This is a genomic window from Bacillus vallismortis (assembly GCF_004116955.1).
Classification (GTDB): Bacteria; Bacillota; Bacilli; order Bacillales; family Bacillaceae; genus Bacillus; species Bacillus vallismortis.
In genome coordinates this window covers 830,927-845,474 of sequence record NZ_CP026362.1, presented here as the reverse complement: position 1 = coordinate 845,474, position 14,548 = coordinate 830,927, and the positions used below count along the sequence as shown (strand labels likewise).

The 14,548-nt window shown below is 42.8% G+C and carries 19 protein-coding genes; all 19 read right to left on the bottom strand.

Annotated features, from left to right (window positions below; all coding sequences use genetic code 11):
• Positions 1-7 precede the first annotated feature (7 nt).
• A complete protein-coding gene (locus BV11031_RS04575) occupies positions 8-847 on the bottom strand; it encodes a phage tail family protein (RefSeq protein WP_010330938.1) in 840 nt (279 codons plus the stop codon).
• A complete protein-coding gene (locus BV11031_RS04570) occupies positions 847-4,725 on the bottom strand; it encodes a phage tail tape measure protein (protein ID WP_010330939.1) in 3,879 nt (1,292 codons plus the stop codon). Before BV11031_RS04570 ends, BV11031_RS04575 begins: the two co-directional genes overlap by 1 nt.
• Positions 4,726-4,737: 12 nt before the next feature.
• On the bottom strand, positions 4,738-4,917 hold the full coding sequence (locus tag BV11031_RS04565; protein ID WP_010330940.1) for a hypothetical protein: 180 nt from the start codon (positions 4,915-4,917) through the stop codon (positions 4,738-4,740).
• A gap of 2 nt (positions 4,918-4,919) precedes the next feature.
• On the bottom strand, positions 4,920-5,258 hold the full coding sequence (gpG, locus tag BV11031_RS04560; RefSeq protein ID WP_010330941.1) for a phage tail assembly chaperone G: 339 nt from the start codon (positions 5,256-5,258) through the stop codon (positions 4,920-4,922).
• 54 nt (positions 5,259-5,312) lie between these two features.
• Positions 5,313-5,927, bottom strand: a complete 615-nt coding sequence (locus BV11031_RS04555; RefSeq protein ID WP_010330942.1) for a major tail protein — start codon at positions 5,925-5,927, stop codon at positions 5,313-5,315.
• Between the two features lie 3 nt (positions 5,928-5,930).
• The gene (gene gp17, locus BV11031_RS04550) at positions 5,931-6,302 is read right to left on the bottom strand and encodes a tail completion protein gp17 (RefSeq protein WP_241210330.1); all 372 of its coding nucleotides are present in this window, start codon (positions 6,300-6,302) and stop codon (positions 5,931-5,933) included.
• Positions 6,303-6,304: 2 nt separating this feature from the next.
• Entirely contained in the window at positions 6,305-6,688 is a 384-nt protein-coding gene (locus BV11031_RS04545) for an HK97-gp10 family putative phage morphogenesis protein (protein WP_010330944.1), read from the bottom strand.
• Complete coding sequence (locus BV11031_RS04540) at positions 6,681-7,052, bottom strand: phage head closure protein (RefSeq protein ID WP_010330945.1); 372 nt, start codon at positions 7,050-7,052, stop codon at positions 6,681-6,683. Before BV11031_RS04540 ends, BV11031_RS04545 begins: the two co-directional genes overlap by 8 nt.
• Entirely contained in the window at positions 6,985-7,335 is a 351-nt protein-coding gene (locus tag BV11031_RS04535) for a head-tail connector protein (protein ID WP_010330946.1), read from the bottom strand. Before BV11031_RS04535 ends, BV11031_RS04540 begins: the two co-directional genes overlap by 68 nt.
• A gap of 14 nt (positions 7,336-7,349) precedes the next feature.
• Entirely contained in the window at positions 7,350-7,859 is a 510-nt protein-coding gene (locus BV11031_RS04530) for a collagen-like protein (RefSeq protein ID WP_010330947.1), read from the bottom strand.
• A 28-nt stretch (positions 7,860-7,887) separates the two neighbouring features.
• Positions 7,888-8,202 (bottom strand): hypothetical protein, encoded by a 315-nt coding sequence (locus tag BV11031_RS04525; RefSeq protein WP_010330948.1) that lies wholly within the window; start codon positions 8,200-8,202, stop codon positions 7,888-7,890.
• Positions 8,203-8,217: 15 nt separating this feature from the next.
• Positions 8,218-9,420, bottom strand: a complete 1,203-nt coding sequence (locus tag BV11031_RS04520) for a phage major capsid protein (protein ID WP_010330949.1) — start codon at positions 9,418-9,420, stop codon at positions 8,218-8,220.
• Positions 9,421-9,456: 36 nt separating this feature from the next.
• A complete protein-coding gene (locus BV11031_RS04515) occupies positions 9,457-10,083 on the bottom strand; it encodes an HK97 family phage prohead protease (RefSeq protein ID WP_010330950.1) in 627 nt (208 codons plus the stop codon).
• Positions 10,073-11,323: a phage portal protein gene (locus BV11031_RS04510; RefSeq protein WP_010330951.1), complete on the bottom strand. Its 1,251-nt coding sequence runs from the start codon at positions 11,321-11,323 to the stop codon at positions 10,073-10,075. Before BV11031_RS04510 ends, BV11031_RS04515 begins: the two co-directional genes overlap by 11 nt.
• 5 nt (positions 11,324-11,328) lie before the next feature.
• The gene (locus tag BV11031_RS22630) at positions 11,329-11,499 is read right to left on the bottom strand and encodes a hypothetical protein (protein WP_010330953.1); all 171 of its coding nucleotides are present in this window, start codon (positions 11,497-11,499) and stop codon (positions 11,329-11,331) included.
• Between the two features lie 12 nt (positions 11,500-11,511).
• Positions 11,512-13,221, bottom strand: a complete 1,710-nt coding sequence (locus tag BV11031_RS04505; RefSeq protein ID WP_010330954.1) for a terminase large subunit — start codon at positions 13,219-13,221, stop codon at positions 11,512-11,514.
• Positions 13,221-13,754 (bottom strand): phage terminase small subunit P27 family, encoded by a 534-nt coding sequence (locus BV11031_RS04500; RefSeq protein ID WP_010330955.1) that lies wholly within the window; start codon positions 13,752-13,754, stop codon positions 13,221-13,223. Before BV11031_RS04500 ends, BV11031_RS04505 begins: the two co-directional genes overlap by 1 nt.
• Before the next feature lie 71 nt (positions 13,755-13,825).
• Positions 13,826-14,176, bottom strand: coding sequence for a transglycosylase (locus tag BV11031_RS04495; RefSeq protein WP_241739756.1), 351 nt, complete (start codon positions 14,174-14,176; stop codon positions 13,826-13,828).
• Complete coding sequence (locus BV11031_RS04490; RefSeq protein ID WP_010330957.1) at positions 14,136-14,510, bottom strand: HNH endonuclease signature motif containing protein; 375 nt, start codon at positions 14,508-14,510, stop codon at positions 14,136-14,138. Before BV11031_RS04490 ends, BV11031_RS04495 begins: the two co-directional genes overlap by 41 nt.
• Positions 14,511-14,548 lie beyond the last annotated feature (38 nt).

The window sequence follows — 14,548 nt, the reverse complement described above, 5'->3', positions numbered from 1 at the left end:
TCACTCCTTACTTATAATAAAAATGGGCATCGAATTTAATTTCAAAAACATTCGAGTTTTGTATTTCAAACTCGTTCCATCCAATATCTAAGGACGGAAGCCGACCAGAGGTTTTAATTCTTTTATCATTAATCACTGTATATTGTTTGATGAACGACACCTTCTGTGATCGTTTAAGCTCTTGTTCAATCTTTAGCTTTTCACCGTTCGTGTGATTCACTATTGTGACATTCTTGCCCTTTACCCAAAGGGTAACGTTGTAGTTATGCTGCAAAGTATTGACTATGGCATCACCCGGATTATAAATACTGAATCTCTTTTTGTTTTTGAAGTGATATTCAAGATCATCTCTCATTAAGATTCCCATGCCAGAACTCCAATGCTCTCTAGAAAAGTTTTGAGCTGTAGACGATGTGAATTTAGATTCAGCCAGTCCAAGAATGTCTGTAAACTCTACTGTGAATGTTGCATGGTTTTTCTGTTTATCTTTCTGGATAGAGAAGTTCCCATCACAAGTAACCAGAAAACGACGGTTTGGGAGCAAGTCTGTTGAAATGTAATAGGGAAACGGTTGCACTAACAAGGCATAAAGCTCATGCCGGTTCTGATAGAATGTCTCTGCGATAATTGAATCAAGAAGAAATTCAACTTTGACACTGCGCTCTTTATACACAACGTCCCGAGGATGCTGCGGCAAGACTAAGCCGTTTATCCTCGGGATCGTTGTTGTTTCTCGCTCAATATTGGGAGAGTCGGGTGTAAAACTCCTCACACTAAAACGAGGGAGCAAGCTTGTCAGCTCTCGTTCCCCCTTTCCATCGTTAAAATCTATATATAGATCAAGCATTAACCTCTCACCCCACCTTTATAGGCACTTTGGTTGTAACGGTCCGCGCTCTTTTGATCAAGAATTTTCCCATCTCCTTTTTCAAACAGGATATTTGCAACATGCTGACCATCTATTTGAACAGGTGCAGGATAAATGACAACTGGAGCTTGTGCCATTCCTGCGCTTCCTCCTCCATCACCTGTAAGTCCCTTGGATAAAAGCGTGATCAAAGCATCAAGCTTTTGGTTTAACGATGGGGTATCCACTTCATTTCTGACCACAAGTTCCGATTTCATGGAAGTCAGCTGATCGGCCGCGCCCTTTATGTCAAAAGCCATCTGGCTAAGTTCCTGTTTAAATGAATTCATGGTACTTTGAGCCATGGAAACAGCACTTTTCTTCGCTAATTCTGTTTTATTCTGAATCCCAATGGCAAAACCATCAGAGAAGTTATGACCTTCTGATTTTGTCAGTTTTGACGGAGAATGAGAGTCAATGGATTTCTTCAATGCGCTTAATGCAGTTTTACCGAGATTCCAAGCAGTGCTGAAAAGGGAGCCATTTTTTGAACCCATGCCGTTTATAAATCCCGTTACAAAGTCTTGGCCTACACTGTTTGTTTTCGCGCTTTTCAAACCTGTTTTCGCGCTATTTGAGACGTTTTTACCAGCAGCATTCGCACTTCCTTTTTGGCTGTTTACTCCACTTGCTAACTCTTTCCCTGCCTTTTTCCCTCCGCCTCCATCTGTGGTTTTGGCTAAAGAGACTGTGACCGTTGAACTAAGCGAGTCGGCCGCGGAAGTATTGGCACCTTTAGTGGAATTTAAACCAGCTTTATGTTTATTCCCCTTATTCTGCCCTGCTGAATTGGCCTGCCCGCCGCCTTTGTTGAGCTCACTCAGCACAGCCTGACGCAAGACCGATCCACTTTGAACATTAGAGTTTTTCGTGGAATTTAAACCTGATTTGAATGCGTTCCCTTTAGACTTACCGGCTTGGTTAGGTGTAGCAGTATCAGACTTCAATGAATTATTCAAAGCCTGTTGTAAAACGGTTCCTTCTCCAATGACAGCCGGCTTTGCTTGTTTTAAGCCACTGGCAAAGTCACGGACCACCTTTTGACCGGCAGCTTGCGTGTTACCCGGCTTATTCATTTCATCTTCAACAGCAGAGACGACTTTGCTTGCTTCTGCCCGCGCTTCGCCTTCTGTCATCCCCACGCCTTGATAAAACTCTTGAAGTGCCTGCTGTGTCGTGGCAATGGCTTCTTCTTTGCTTTTACCTAGACTTTGGAGAAACTCAATCTGTTTATTGGCCCAACGTTCTTGATAGGCGGATTCAGATTCCTCAGTTTTGACCATAATCCCCATTGAGTTAGAAATATATTCATCTTGTCGCTTTAATGCTTTTCCAGTCTCTAAATCTAATAGTTGTCCGTCTCTCGACATTTTTGAGAAGAGAGCACTTGAATTCTTTTCATAAGCAGCTGTGTTTTTTGCTAAAGCCTTGTCATAATCAGCTGTGCTCTTACTGAGCAAAGTATTGCGTTTTTCTGCGTCAATATAGCCCTGTGCATAAAGTTTTTCAATGACATCATTCCGATAATCCAAATCCTTTTTGGCTGCTTTTTGTCCATCTTCATAAATCTTCTTGATATCATCGTTGTACTGTTTCGCCTGTTTGAATGATAGTTTCCCTTGTTGCTCAGAAAAAGCTTTTTGCATGGCGATAGCTTCTTTTTGATTGGCCGCGAACTTACTTGTAGATTGCTCAAAGTATGAAAGAATCTCGTTGAATTTAGCCTTTTGCGATTCATTCATTTTTGAGGATACAAGACCCGTGTCCTTCTGTAGCTGTTCTAATTGTTTTACCTTTTCCCGAGCTTCCTGCATGTCCTTATCAATAGCGCCGACCATCTTATCTGTGATCTTTTCGCCTTGTTTCTTGGTATTCTCGTCTGTATCTTCAAATAACCCTTTGAGAACAACCAATGCATCTTTCTTTAATCCCTCAAGCTCCTTGATTAGACTGTCACGCATTTGAGAATAAGTGCTTACAAGTTTAGAAGCCATTTTGTCAGCTTCTTCACCAGAAACCCGGCTCAATTCAAATAATTGAAGTTCAGCTTTTTCTCTCAAATCAACATAAGCCGCCGCTGATTTTTGAGTTGCTTTAGAAACCCCTTCACCGTAAAGCAATGCGGCTTCCCGTGCCTCTTCCTGCTTCTTCTTTTGATTCTTTAATTCTTCATTGTAAGCATAAGTGGCAACAGTGATTCCTCCGAGAAGGGCAGTTCCACCGACAATAGCAAGGCCAACAGGACCGGTAAATGCTAGAAGAGCTCCTATTCCAGCTGTTAACGTCGCAACGGCTGTTGTTACGCCTAGAACTCCAGTGGCAAGAAGAGCAGTTTTGGCAATGGTTTGAACTGTGCTGGAATCCATATTATTAAAAACAGATATAATCTCTGTTCCTTTTTCGGCCAGATCACCAAGCGCCGGCAGAAGATTTACAGTTAGTTTGATCTTTGCACCTTCAAGCGCAGACTGAAAAGCAACAATGCTGCCTTGTGCATTATCAAGCATAGTATCAGCCATTTTCTTGGCTGCACCATCTGACTTTTCAAGGGCTTTTGTATTATCTCCGAGGGCTTTCGATCCTTTTTCAAGAAGTATTGTCCAATGTTTATACGCCTCGGCTCCTACGATTGTTTTCAGCGTAGCAGTCTGTTGCTCTTTCGTCATGCCCTTCATACCTTTTTCCATCTCAGCAATTACTTCAGGCATGCTCTTCATATTCCCAGCAGCATCAAAGAAATTAAGACCTAGCCTTTCTATTTCTTTAGCTGCCTTTTTGGAAGGCGCTGCAAGGCGAGTCAAAGATGTACCAAATGCTTGTCCTGCTAATGTCCCTTGAAGACCAGCATCACCAAAGGCCATAACTGCGGCAGCTGATTCCTCCATGCCCCATCCAAGTGAATGAGCATTAGGCGCCAAGAATTTCATGGCTTCCCCCATCTGCTCTACATTTGTGTTTGCATTAGAAGCCGCATACGCAATGACATCCGATGCATGACCTGATTCTTTAGCTTTTAGAGCAAATGCAGTCATGATATTTGATGTAATATCTGCCGCAGCACCGAGCTCTAACTGACCAGCAGCCGCAAGACTGAGCATGCCCGGCATCGCATCGTAAATTTCATTTACTTTGAATCCAGCCATCGCTAAAAAGCCCTGTGCATCCGCCGCCTGACTCGCTGTAAAGGCAGTGGTTGCACCGAGCTCTTTCGCTTGCTCTTTCAATTTGGCTACCTCTGACGCTGTTCCGCCGGAGATCGCTTTTACCTTGCTCATTTGCTTTTCAAATTCCATACCGGTTTGTATGGCGTCTCTGAATGTCAAAACTAAACCACCGAAGGCCACGCCCGACGTCATTGCAACCGATGATCCCACAGAGCGCATCGTACCGCCAACAGAATTCATGCGCTGCCCCATCTGTCTGATTCGCGCCGCAGCTCTTTTTGATGCACTCTCCATCTCTTTTATCTTCTGAGTCGTTTCCTTCAAGGCATGTTGCGTTCTATTCATCTGTGCAGTCGCATTGTTCAGTCGGCGTGCAAGAGCTTGTGTCTCTTTTGCATCCTTCCCTTTTTTGATTGCTGCATCTGCATAAGCTCTTTCAAGGGCTTTTACTTTTTGTTTATGCTGCTCAAGCTGTTGGCTAAGAGTCCGAGCTGTTACTTGGGCAGTCTTTAACTGATTCCCCCATACGCCAACTGCTGTACGGTTCTTTTCAAACTCAGATTTGTTATTTTTCATCTGAACAGCTATACCACGCATTTCAGTATTAAACTGTGATGAATTGGAATACAGTTTGACTTTAATATCCTTGCTCAATCGGGCACCTCCTTATCCTAAAATCTGATCTATGAACACTTGATCATTCTCATTAGGTTTTGGATTTTCAGTCGTTTCTTTTCTCCTAGCTAACCGTTTGAGATGATAAACAATGTCCATTTCGTCAATTTGATTTTGAGAGAACCCGACTTCTTCCAAGGCGTTGTACATATCCATGACAGCCTCGGACAAACTTACTCCCCCGGTTCTTCACCATCTGCATTCTGATCCGGATTTAATAATGCACTGGCTTCAGTTATGTTTCCTAAGACATAAGTTGCAGTAGCATAAATTGTTCTTCCAGCTAGTCGGGAATCGATTCCCTCTTCAAATTGATCAAGCGTGAATTTATTTCCGAATACATTACAGACAAATTCATTTTGTTTTTCAGTAAACAGCCTGTCAGTATCGTTAGATTCAAAGTCTTCCGCAATAGCCGCAGCACTACGAAACAACTTTCCGGAAATGAAGTCTGGTGTCACGAACTTTTTGTCTTTCCCGTCAATTTTTAGAGTGATTGTTAAAGCTTCCATTTGAATTCCTCCTTTTAATTCAATAAAAAAGAGCGCTTTAAGCGCTCAGGTTACTTATTTACCAACGTCAACAACTTCATCATTTCCGCCAGAAGTAAAACTATCTTCGTTATAGACAACTTGTCTGAACCAAGTATCGGCATTAATGCCGTTTCCTTCTTCGGCTTTGGCTTCCCATCTTCTCTTTCCTTTTTTCACATTTGTCAGTGGACTAAATTTAATTTTCACTTGAGTAGATTGTGGTGACGGTTTTCCTTCTTCCGTTTTATGTTCAACTGGTACCAGTTCAGGCTTCCCTTTTAAGGCCCAATAGTAACGGTACCCACCAGTTGAAATTTTAGCGCGGAAACCCAGTGCAATCTCTAGCGGCCTGTCATCTGCACTAGAGAAATGAATGCCATTTTCAACCGTTTTCCCGAAAATCCTCGCCTGCATATCAAGGGGTAAATCTGCGACTTCCATTTCCCCGTCAATGTCTCCTAAGCTGCTTAACTGTGCATACGCACCGTTATCCGCGTAGAAAGTTTCTGTTTCAGACTTTGGATCAAGTTTCATACTAACTGCGCCTGGTAATTCCTCTGGATCTGAAAATTCAAGTTCACTTTTTGTATCTTTCAATACTTCTGCGATATGGAACATGTCCAATCCAGTTAAGACTCTTCCTGACATCTATTATTCCTCCTTAAAATAGCCTTTCACGTATCTCATTGCTTTGTGATAGACTTTTGTGTCTTCTTCGTACAATGGTTGCGAATCATAACGGCCATAACCGATTGAACGCATTAACTTATCTATTTCATTAGCAATCGGCTTTTCAAATTTCCGCGTACTTGACTGAGTGAATATACTAATCTGAAACCGCACTTCAAAGCAGTATGCTTTGTTATCTGCATAACCGGCATCGGCATCTTTAAGCTCATAAAATACGACTCTCGGAAAAGCATTCACATCATTTGCGGTGAGATTATGAATGCCGCCCGTTACTAATTCACTCAATTGAGAACTGGACGTAAGAGTTTTGACCAATTCACTAACCGGGTCCATTGTCATTTGATCGGCGCTGTAAGGATTCTCTGCATAACATCAACAGCGCTTGCCTCCCCTTCTTCTCCGCCTTTTTCAATAAAGGGATGCGGCGGCATTTTTGAAGTGCCCCATTCTAAAAATCTGGCACGATAAGCGACTTTTTTATTCGGACCAACAGAAACAAATTTCTCTCCGTCCTTGGATTCTCTTACATTAGAGACTGTAATATTGTCCTGCATATGAGGCTGTTGTTTATCACTTCGGTTAACATGGTCGCGCTGCCGTTCAGCAATAGTTTCACCGCCGGCCTTCAATGCTACAGGTTCAACCTTTTCAACATTTTCACCGATTTTTTCAAAATACCGTGTTAAATCATCAAGGCCGTCAATGTCCATATTAGCCATTCAAACCAACCTCCTGACACATGATCTCAAGCTCTTCCTTGTTATCCTCGGGATCATTAAAATCTAATACATCAAACGTGCGGAACACCGGTTCATCCTTTTTATCTCGGCCGACACACTTCACAATTCTCATATCTTGTTGAACGTCGTCTCGATAACGTATGGTGATTTTTTTTAGTGATTTGACTCCCCTTGCTCCCGCGATAACAGATTCATTGTTTCCGAGAGAACTAAATCCTTCTATCGCTCCCCATACAGTGAAAAGATCAATATATTCCTCATTCCAATTCAGCTCTTCATCCTGTATCGACTCCTTCTTTTGAAAGGTCAGTCTGTGCCGGAGTTCGCTGATTTTCTTCTTCATGATCTTGCTCTCCTTCGGATGTATAACGTAATTGAGTCAATAAATGCTCAACAGTAAAAGGGATGGATGAGCCGGTTGTCCCTGACTCATACATCCCTCTATTTTCATACCAGTGTGCAACCAACATTTGAAGCACGACTTCAAACTGTGCGTGCCCTTCCGTGTATCTACCGATTGCATTCACGATATAACTTTTGGCTGCGGTAATGTATTGTGTAAGCAAATGATCATCTGCATCATGCTCCACTTTTAAATAGTGTTTGACGGCGCTTAATAACTCCATGCTATATCACTGCCTCACTCTTGTGGCGCTTCATCTGTTCCTTTGAGAGTTTCCACTTCATTTTTTAGTTCATCAATTTGGTTTTGCAGCTTGTCAAATACTGCCTTCACCTCTGCATTCAAGTGATCCATCATGACACTTCCCGTGCCAATATTTTTGCTACGAACCGACTTTTCCAGCAGCATTTCGTGAGTAATAGAGCCATCTGCAATTACAGCTGGATCGCCCTTTTCTCCCTTTGGCCCCTGTGGTCCTGCTTCCCCTTGAGGCCCTTGTTCTCCTGTGTCTCCCTTATCGCCTTTCGGACCTTGAGGACCAGTTTCTCCTTTTTCACCTTGAGGGCCCTGTGGTCCGGTTTCCCCTTGTGGTCCTTGAGGGCCCGGGTCACCTTTTAATCCTTTCACATAGACAGGGTTATCCTCACTGTTTTCTTTTAGATAAACAGGTGTGATTGCTTTACCGTCAGCCCCCTTTTCTGATGATGTTTTTACTCCGCCACTCTCATAAAGATAATCTTCTGCCATTTTCGCTCATCCTTTTCTATTATATTTTTCATTCAGTTGCAGCTGGTTCTGTTTTCGCTGTCTCTAATGCTTTCAATCTATTTTCTAAACTTGAAAGTCTTTCTGTGATAGCTGAATTCAAGTGCTCTTCCATTACGCTTCCGGTGCCTATATTGTTGCTGCGGACTGACTTATCCTGCAGCATTTCATGAGTTACACTGCCTGCACCCATTTCGGCTTGATTTCCGCCGCCTAATGAAATTTCCTGACCATCTTTCATTACAGTTCCGCCATCAATGGCTAAAACACCGCCAATGACGGTACGATCCCCGCCATCAGTGGTGTAATTTTTAGTTACTCGCATAATAACCCTCCTTTATTACTCAGTAGGCAACGTCAATTGACCATACACGACCGCCTCAGAATCCCACAGTTTGACGTCTTCACGCTCAATTGCGCGCACTTTAGTTGTATTTGTCTCAAATGCACCGGCACCGACATCGGTAGAGGCAATGGATTGTTGCTGACGGTCAAATAATACAATTGCTTCTTTAAGGTCACCGACAATAACAGGTGCTTTTCCTGATTTCGTTTTTAATACCTTGTTTGGAATGACTACTACCCGACGGCCAAATAACATTTTGTTTGTCGGTTCAGAAGGAATATCTTTAAGCAGATATTTACCGTCTGCATCCTTTAACTGATCAAGATAGTTAAATCCGTCTTGGTTAGTCATGATAATTGCGTTTGGTGATATTGCTGGATCAAGCGTTACGTTTAAAGTCTTTTTGATAGCATCCAGACCTTTAAATTCGGTCTTTTTCAAATTATCAAGAATCGCTAAAATCAAAGCATTACGAGTTGTGATTGATTTCTTCACAAACCACTTAGCAACATAGGCCATGATTGCTTGATCTGTGTCTTGAAGCAATGTATTTGAAAGTGGCAATATACCGGCATAATCCACAATGTTATAGGAGAGTTTCGAGAATTTCGGTTGATCCGTTTCTTGAATCTCGTCCATTTCTTCAAGAACTGCAAACGGAGTCAAATCACTATTTTTTTCAAGCATCCGACTTCCAGAACGAGTTGCAACTGGCTCAACAGTCACGTATTGCTCCAGCTGATGCACTTGCTCCCGTTTTAACTCTTTGATTAGTCTAGAAATATCTTCCGGGATCAGGATGCCGCCGTCTTCTTCATTTTTTCCGGACATTGCCCGAAACTCTTCGCTTTCAAAAAGATCACGTTCCTCATCACTCAAACGCTTACCGCGAAGAGACTTCATGAATGCTTGAGCGAACATCTTTTGACGCTCCTCTTTCGCTCCTGTATCACCTGTCCTACCTTCTGGATTCCGTTCCTGCTCCGGCACAAAATTCACACCGCCCAGCAAGTCAGGCACATCAAGAGAACGCCCTTCGGTCATCAAGTCGATTTGATTCTTGAGCTGCTTCACTTCATCAAGCAAGGCACGCGCTTGATCGGTTTTTCCCTCCTGCAGCGCCTTGTCTGCTTGCTGCTTCTTTTCAGTAAATTGTTGCCTTAATTCAATTTCTTTTTTGCTCATTTGCATTGGCATATAGGTTTCCTCCTTATTTAGACACAAAAAAAGACCTTACTCCGGGAGTACAAGGTCAAGTAGTTCCAATTCCATTTTTAATGTTTCATCTGATGCGTCGCGGCTCTCCTTCAACTGCTCCACTTTTTCTAAACTGCGGGCGCCCACGACAGCCTCTGTATCACTGTAGGCCGGCGTTGTGACAAGAGAAATATCAAAAATACGATTGATTCTATTGATTCTTCTCTCATAGATGTCCTCGTCTTCATTCAGCCGCCATTCGTCCGCGTCTGCGTCACCATAATCGAGTGAAAAAGCAAAAGAGCATTGATTAATAACACCACTGCGGACATTTTCCATTAAATCACGCGCGTATGACGTGTCTGAGGGCTTAAATCTGAATTTGAGACCTATTCCATCTATTTCAAGGTCTAGACGCCCAGAATCGCCTGAGACAGTATTTCTCGCCAAAGGAAAGTCTTGCTGATGATTAAAAAGGGCAATAACGTTTGAAAAATCGGCTGAATCGAGTGCATTCCTGCTAATAATCTCCTTGAACCACCCCAGACGCTCTGACCATTTTTCAAATTTCAAAGCGTATCCTTCGATAAATTCGCTTTGCCCTTCACCTTCTGAACGTATTTCAATGGGTGTTGTTAACTGCCGGACCTCTTTATCCTTCATTCTTGATGTCACCCCCTTTCACGGCACCGCCAGCTTTAAGGCGCTGATATTCTTCTATGAAATCAAGGAATACATAATTTAAGCTTGATATATACTTATCACCGTTTTCAATAGGGTTGCGCTCAAGCAATTCTCTGATTTCGTCTTTATTCAGCACCCCTGTTTCATGCAGTGTTTTCAAATACTCCGCCTGCGTCTTACTGTCGCCGCGCAGCTCGCTGTCTATATTGAATTTCACGTAATGGCCGCTTTTCTGATCATGATCTAAAAACAATTTCACATTAAGCTCTTGTTCAAAATTCACGATCCATGGCTGCAGTGTGTTCCTAACATATTCAATAGACTGATGTTCAATATTTGAAAATGTTGCTTTATCCAATTCGTTTAGCTTATGCAACGGCACTTTATAAATCATGGAAATCTGGGCTTTGTTAAACTTCATGGACTCAACGAATTGAGCTTCTTGTAGAGGCATGGAAATAGATTGATATTCCAAGCCGTTATCTATGATGGCGATATTTTCACCTTCGTTTACCCGTTTCCACTCTTTGCGCACGTTCTCTTTTGGTTTTTCATCCAAGAATGCCGGGACTTTCAAAATCCCCCGAGGTGTTGCCTCGTTTTTGTACAGTTTAGCGTTATATTTTGTGGCAGCCGCTTGCGCCCCGATATGTTCCCTCACTACCCCTATGGGCGATTTTCCGTGTATGCCATCTGTAGACAGTCCTTTAAAATGCAGCACTTCATGATCATACAGCTCCATGGTCTTTCCATTGACCACCGTTTGATACCACAACATGCCTGTTGTTGGATGAACATAAGCATTTGTAAAATCAGGTCGTAATGGGATTAACGCTTCTGGGAAACCATGTGACCCGAATTGTATATAGGAAAATGCATTTCCCCAAGTCAGAACATGAGTCATCATGAGTTTTTTCCATGTGAAGGCTGTCATGTAAGGATTAGGCCGAGCATAAACAGCATGCGCTGACTTATGATCAGGTTTTCGCTCTATGCCTACGTCCGTTTTTCTATAAGTGTGAATTGGCAGTTTTGCAATATCATCAGACAATACATTCACACATGCAAATATGTCCGGATGCACAAGTGAATTACTTTCACTCACTCTTTCACCGCTTGCTGTTTTCCGACCGCCGAACATGTTTAATAAAATATTATTAAAACCATCTTCACTATCTGACGAATCCGAACGCTTCTCAAATATCCGATCTATTAACAACTATTTCACCTCGCTTTCTTGGTTAGAAGATAGGCGTAAAACATAAAAAAGACACCCGTCAAAATCAGACCGATGTTTGTATTCCATCTATAAGCAGCTGTCAGGATAAAGGCGACACCCGCCACAAACAGTAAATCGTTTAGTATTAACATGAAAAAAGAGAACACTTTCTTCATTCCGATCACATCCTAAAAACTGAAATTTCCCGATCCAAAGTGCTCATTCAAATCAACTCTTCCACTATTACCGAAGTACATCGCACGGGCATACGCATTTATAACCGCTGCAATAGGGTCAATCCTTTGCGGGGATTTCGCTTTATCCAGCATGATATTTTCCTGTGGATCAATTTTCATGATCGCGTTATTGATAGCCCATGCTAAAACTGGATCATCACCGTGTATGACTTTCCCCTCATAAACATTTTCACGAAAGCTCTTAGTTGGTAATGAAAGATGATTTATTCTTTGCGGCATCTCAACAGTCGTAAGCCCTTTTGATTCAAGCCGTTGAGCTAAATGAAGAGCGTTCCATTTGTCATATACGATCTCTTGTGGCCGAAAACGATGTTTATGAATGAATTCCATGATCCATTGTTCGACTCGTTGATAATCAACCGCTTCCCCTGCCGTGTACGTGATGTAACCCATCTCCTTCCACAAGTCATATGGCACCTTATCGGTGGCCATTTTTTCTTTTGCTCGCGCCTCCGGCATAAAGGAATGTTGACCAACGTAGAACAAGCCCTCCTGCACGGCCACATATCCAACGGATGTTAAGTCTGTAGTCATGGACAGATCAAGCCCCAGATAAACTGACATGCCCTGCAGATCAGGAATGTCGCCGCTGCATGCCCGCCATTTTGTCATGTTCATATATCCATTATCCTTTTGATCAACCCACCGATTCATATTTTTAGTCAAGAAGCTTCTCATTTTCTCCGGAACTTCCAGCGCTACTTTAAGCGCAGCACGCAAAGACTCCATGCCCTCTGGATACGTTGCAACAATTGGATTGGCTTTAATCCAGTTTGATTCGTCTTTTATATCGTCCTCTGGATCAAGCTCACAGATCATCACAAAATAATCATCATTCTCCGTGTCAATGTCTGGATCAAGGATTTTACTTGTATATTGATATTCCCTGAAACACGGCCTTTTTATATGAAAGCCGGCTGTCGTAATAACAGCCATTAACGGGCTGCGACGCGCGACCATACCACTGTCAAGAACATCATATATTTCACTTGTTTCATGAGCATGATATTCGTCTACTATCCCAATAGATGGGTTTTTCCCGTCTCCTAATTTACGGGCTTCCCGAGATAAAGGCTGAATGATGGAGTTTGTCTTGTATTTTTTTACTCGCCCATTGGCTGAAGAGTATTTCCCTTTCAGTATGGGCGCATGATGCAGCTGTTCGAGTATGGCTTGATAAACCTCATCGGATTGTTCTCTGGACCAGCCGGCGATAAATACCCGGTGTTTTTCTTGTGTCGGAAAAATCTCGTATGACGCCATTAAAGCAAGAAACTGCGATTTCGCATTTTTACGGGCCAACTGGATATAAACTTTTCTGAAACGCCGAGCACCGTTTTCTTTTTTATAGAAACCGTAGATATTAGCCGCTATAAAAAGCTGAAAGTCTGTAAGCTCAATCGGCTGTCCGGAAAGAATCCCTTCGACGTGTCTGAATTGCCGCGCCCATTCATAAAAATCAACAACAGCCTCGGCATCAAAATAATAAGGACAGTCATCATCTGCAAGGCGTTCAACATCTCGAAAAAAGCGCTCAACCGCCCATCTGTGCTTTTTGCTTGCCTTGATTTCACCAGAACGGATTTTCTCAGCGTATGACCATACCCGTTCAATGAGAATTTCGGCATTAATCTCTTGCATTACATGCGGCCCCCGAACCGTTCTTCCTCTTTTGACTTCGGTTTCCCATCATCTTTTTTCGGGATGACAAGTCTACAGCGAGAGGAAATGGTCAGCCCTAAATCACTGGAAGCTTGCCGGCATTGTTTAAACAGCTTGTCTTGGTTTATCAATAGTTCAGAATAGTCATCATTGGGAACAAGTTTTTCTTCTTCTCCTATTACATTGCCTTCATCGTCAAATTTTCTAACGATCACTGTTTTCATCGGCCCCCGTTCAAGCAATTGCTCTGTTACTTGCAAATATAATTTCCGGGCAAACAAAAAACGGGCAAGCGCATCAATATCTAAATTGGTCATAATCCCGATGTTTTTTAGCTCGTCCGCTATCTTTTTAAACTCTCTTTTTAAGTCTTTTGGCAAATAAGAAGGAGCTTTCACTTTGTCGTTTGGTGCCTTTATTTCCTGTTCTCGACGTTCTTCAATCTCTTGCTGTGTCAGGTGTTTCTTCCCTTTCACCAGTAGCAAATCAACAGGTTGCCGCGGTCTAGCCATTCCCTCACCTCCTTCCGAATTTTCATTTAGGGAATTTTTCAAAATGGGGAGGGGAGCGCGGTCTCCGCCGTTCACCCCTCAGAGATTTTAGGGTGGGGGGTGCTCATTTCCTCTTTCAACTGCAGCATTGCGGCTTCTAATTTCTTTTGTGCTTCTTTTAATTTCTTTGTATACAGATCGAATGCTGTTTCCTTTTTCATCGTTACACGAAGAGCAAACAGTTTCTTTACCTTCTGTTGCATGCGTCTTATGTCAGCATTGGTATAATAGGATGTATACTCAGTCCGACATCGAGGACACTTGATATAATGCTCACGGATGCCGTCGTCATGCTTCCTGACCTTTGAGCATCCTTTGACCAAGAGCATTGTTCCACATTCATCACACATGCATGTTTGATGTTCTGTTCCCAAATCCTCCATCCTCCTTCGCTGTCTTTCTACTGTGGCACGGTGCACATAAGGGCTGCCAGTTGCCTGAGTTCCAAAAGAGTTTCATGTCGCCTTTATGCGGTTTGATATGATCGACTACTGTTGCCGGCACCTGTCTACCTTCCATCATGCAGGATACACAGAAAGGATGCTTTGACAGGTAGCCAAGACGTGCCTGCCTCCACTTGCTGTTATATCCACGCTTTGCAGCGGACTCCCGGTGCTGATCATAGCCCAGCTTGGTTCGCTTGTGCTGTTCACAGTAGCTCTCTCTTGTTAGGTTAGGACAACCGGGTTCATTGCAAGGCTTTAATGATTTTTGCATAAAATACCTCCATATAAAAAAGCGCCCTTCATGAAGTG

Excerpts from the sequence above, each read along its gene's own strand:
- BV11031_RS04575 (WP_010330938.1), bottom strand. The coding sequence starts at position 847 with ATGCTTGATCTATATATAGATTTTAACGATGGAAAGGGGGAACGAGAG.
- gpG (WP_010330941.1), bottom strand. The coding sequence starts at position 5,258 with ATGGAAGCTTTAACAATCACTCTAAAAATTGACGGGAAAGACAAAAAG.
- BV11031_RS04555 (WP_010330942.1), bottom strand. The coding sequence starts at position 5,927 with ATGTCAGGAAGAGTCTTAACTGGATTGGACATGTTCCATATCGCAGAA.
- gp17 (WP_241210330.1), bottom strand. The coding sequence starts at position 6,302 with ATGGACCCGGTTAGTGAATTGGTCAAAACTCTTACGTCCAGTTCTCAA.
- BV11031_RS04545 (WP_010330944.1), bottom strand. The coding sequence starts at position 6,688 with ATGGCTAATATGGACATTGACGGCCTTGATGATTTAACACGGTATTTT.
- BV11031_RS04540 (WP_010330945.1), bottom strand. The coding sequence starts at position 7,052 with ATGAAGAAGAAAATCAGCGAACTCCGGCACAGACTGACCTTTCAAAAG.
- BV11031_RS04535 (WP_010330946.1), bottom strand. The coding sequence starts at position 7,335 with ATGGAGTTATTAAGCGCCGTCAAACACTATTTAAAAGTGGAGCATGAT.
- BV11031_RS04530 (WP_010330947.1), bottom strand. The coding sequence starts at position 7,859 with ATGGCAGAAGATTATCTTTATGAGAGTGGCGGAGTAAAAACATCATCA.
- BV11031_RS04525 (WP_010330948.1), bottom strand. The coding sequence starts at position 8,202 with ATGCGAGTAACTAAAAATTACACCACTGATGGCGGGGATCGTACCGTC.
- BV11031_RS04520 (WP_010330949.1), bottom strand. The coding sequence starts at position 9,420 with ATGCCAATGCAAATGAGCAAAAAAGAAATTGAATTAAGGCAACAATTT.
- BV11031_RS04515 (WP_010330950.1), bottom strand. The coding sequence starts at position 10,083 with ATGAAGGATAAAGAGGTCCGGCAGTTAACAACACCCATTGAAATACGT.
- BV11031_RS22630 (WP_010330953.1), bottom strand. The coding sequence starts at position 11,499 with ATGAAGAAAGTGTTCTCTTTTTTCATGTTAATACTAAACGATTTACTG.
- BV11031_RS04505 (WP_010330954.1), bottom strand. The coding sequence starts at position 13,221 with ATGCAAGAGATTAATGCCGAAATTCTCATTGAACGGGTATGGTCATAC.
- BV11031_RS04500 (WP_010330955.1), bottom strand. The coding sequence starts at position 13,754 with ATGGCTAGACCGCGGCAACCTGTTGATTTGCTACTGGTGAAAGGGAAG.
- BV11031_RS04495 (WP_241739756.1), bottom strand. The coding sequence starts at position 14,176 with ATGGAGGATTTGGGAACAGAACATCAAACATGCATGTGTGATGAATGT.
- BV11031_RS04490 (WP_010330957.1), bottom strand. The coding sequence starts at position 14,510 with ATGCAAAAATCATTAAAGCCTTGCAATGAACCCGGTTGTCCTAACCTA.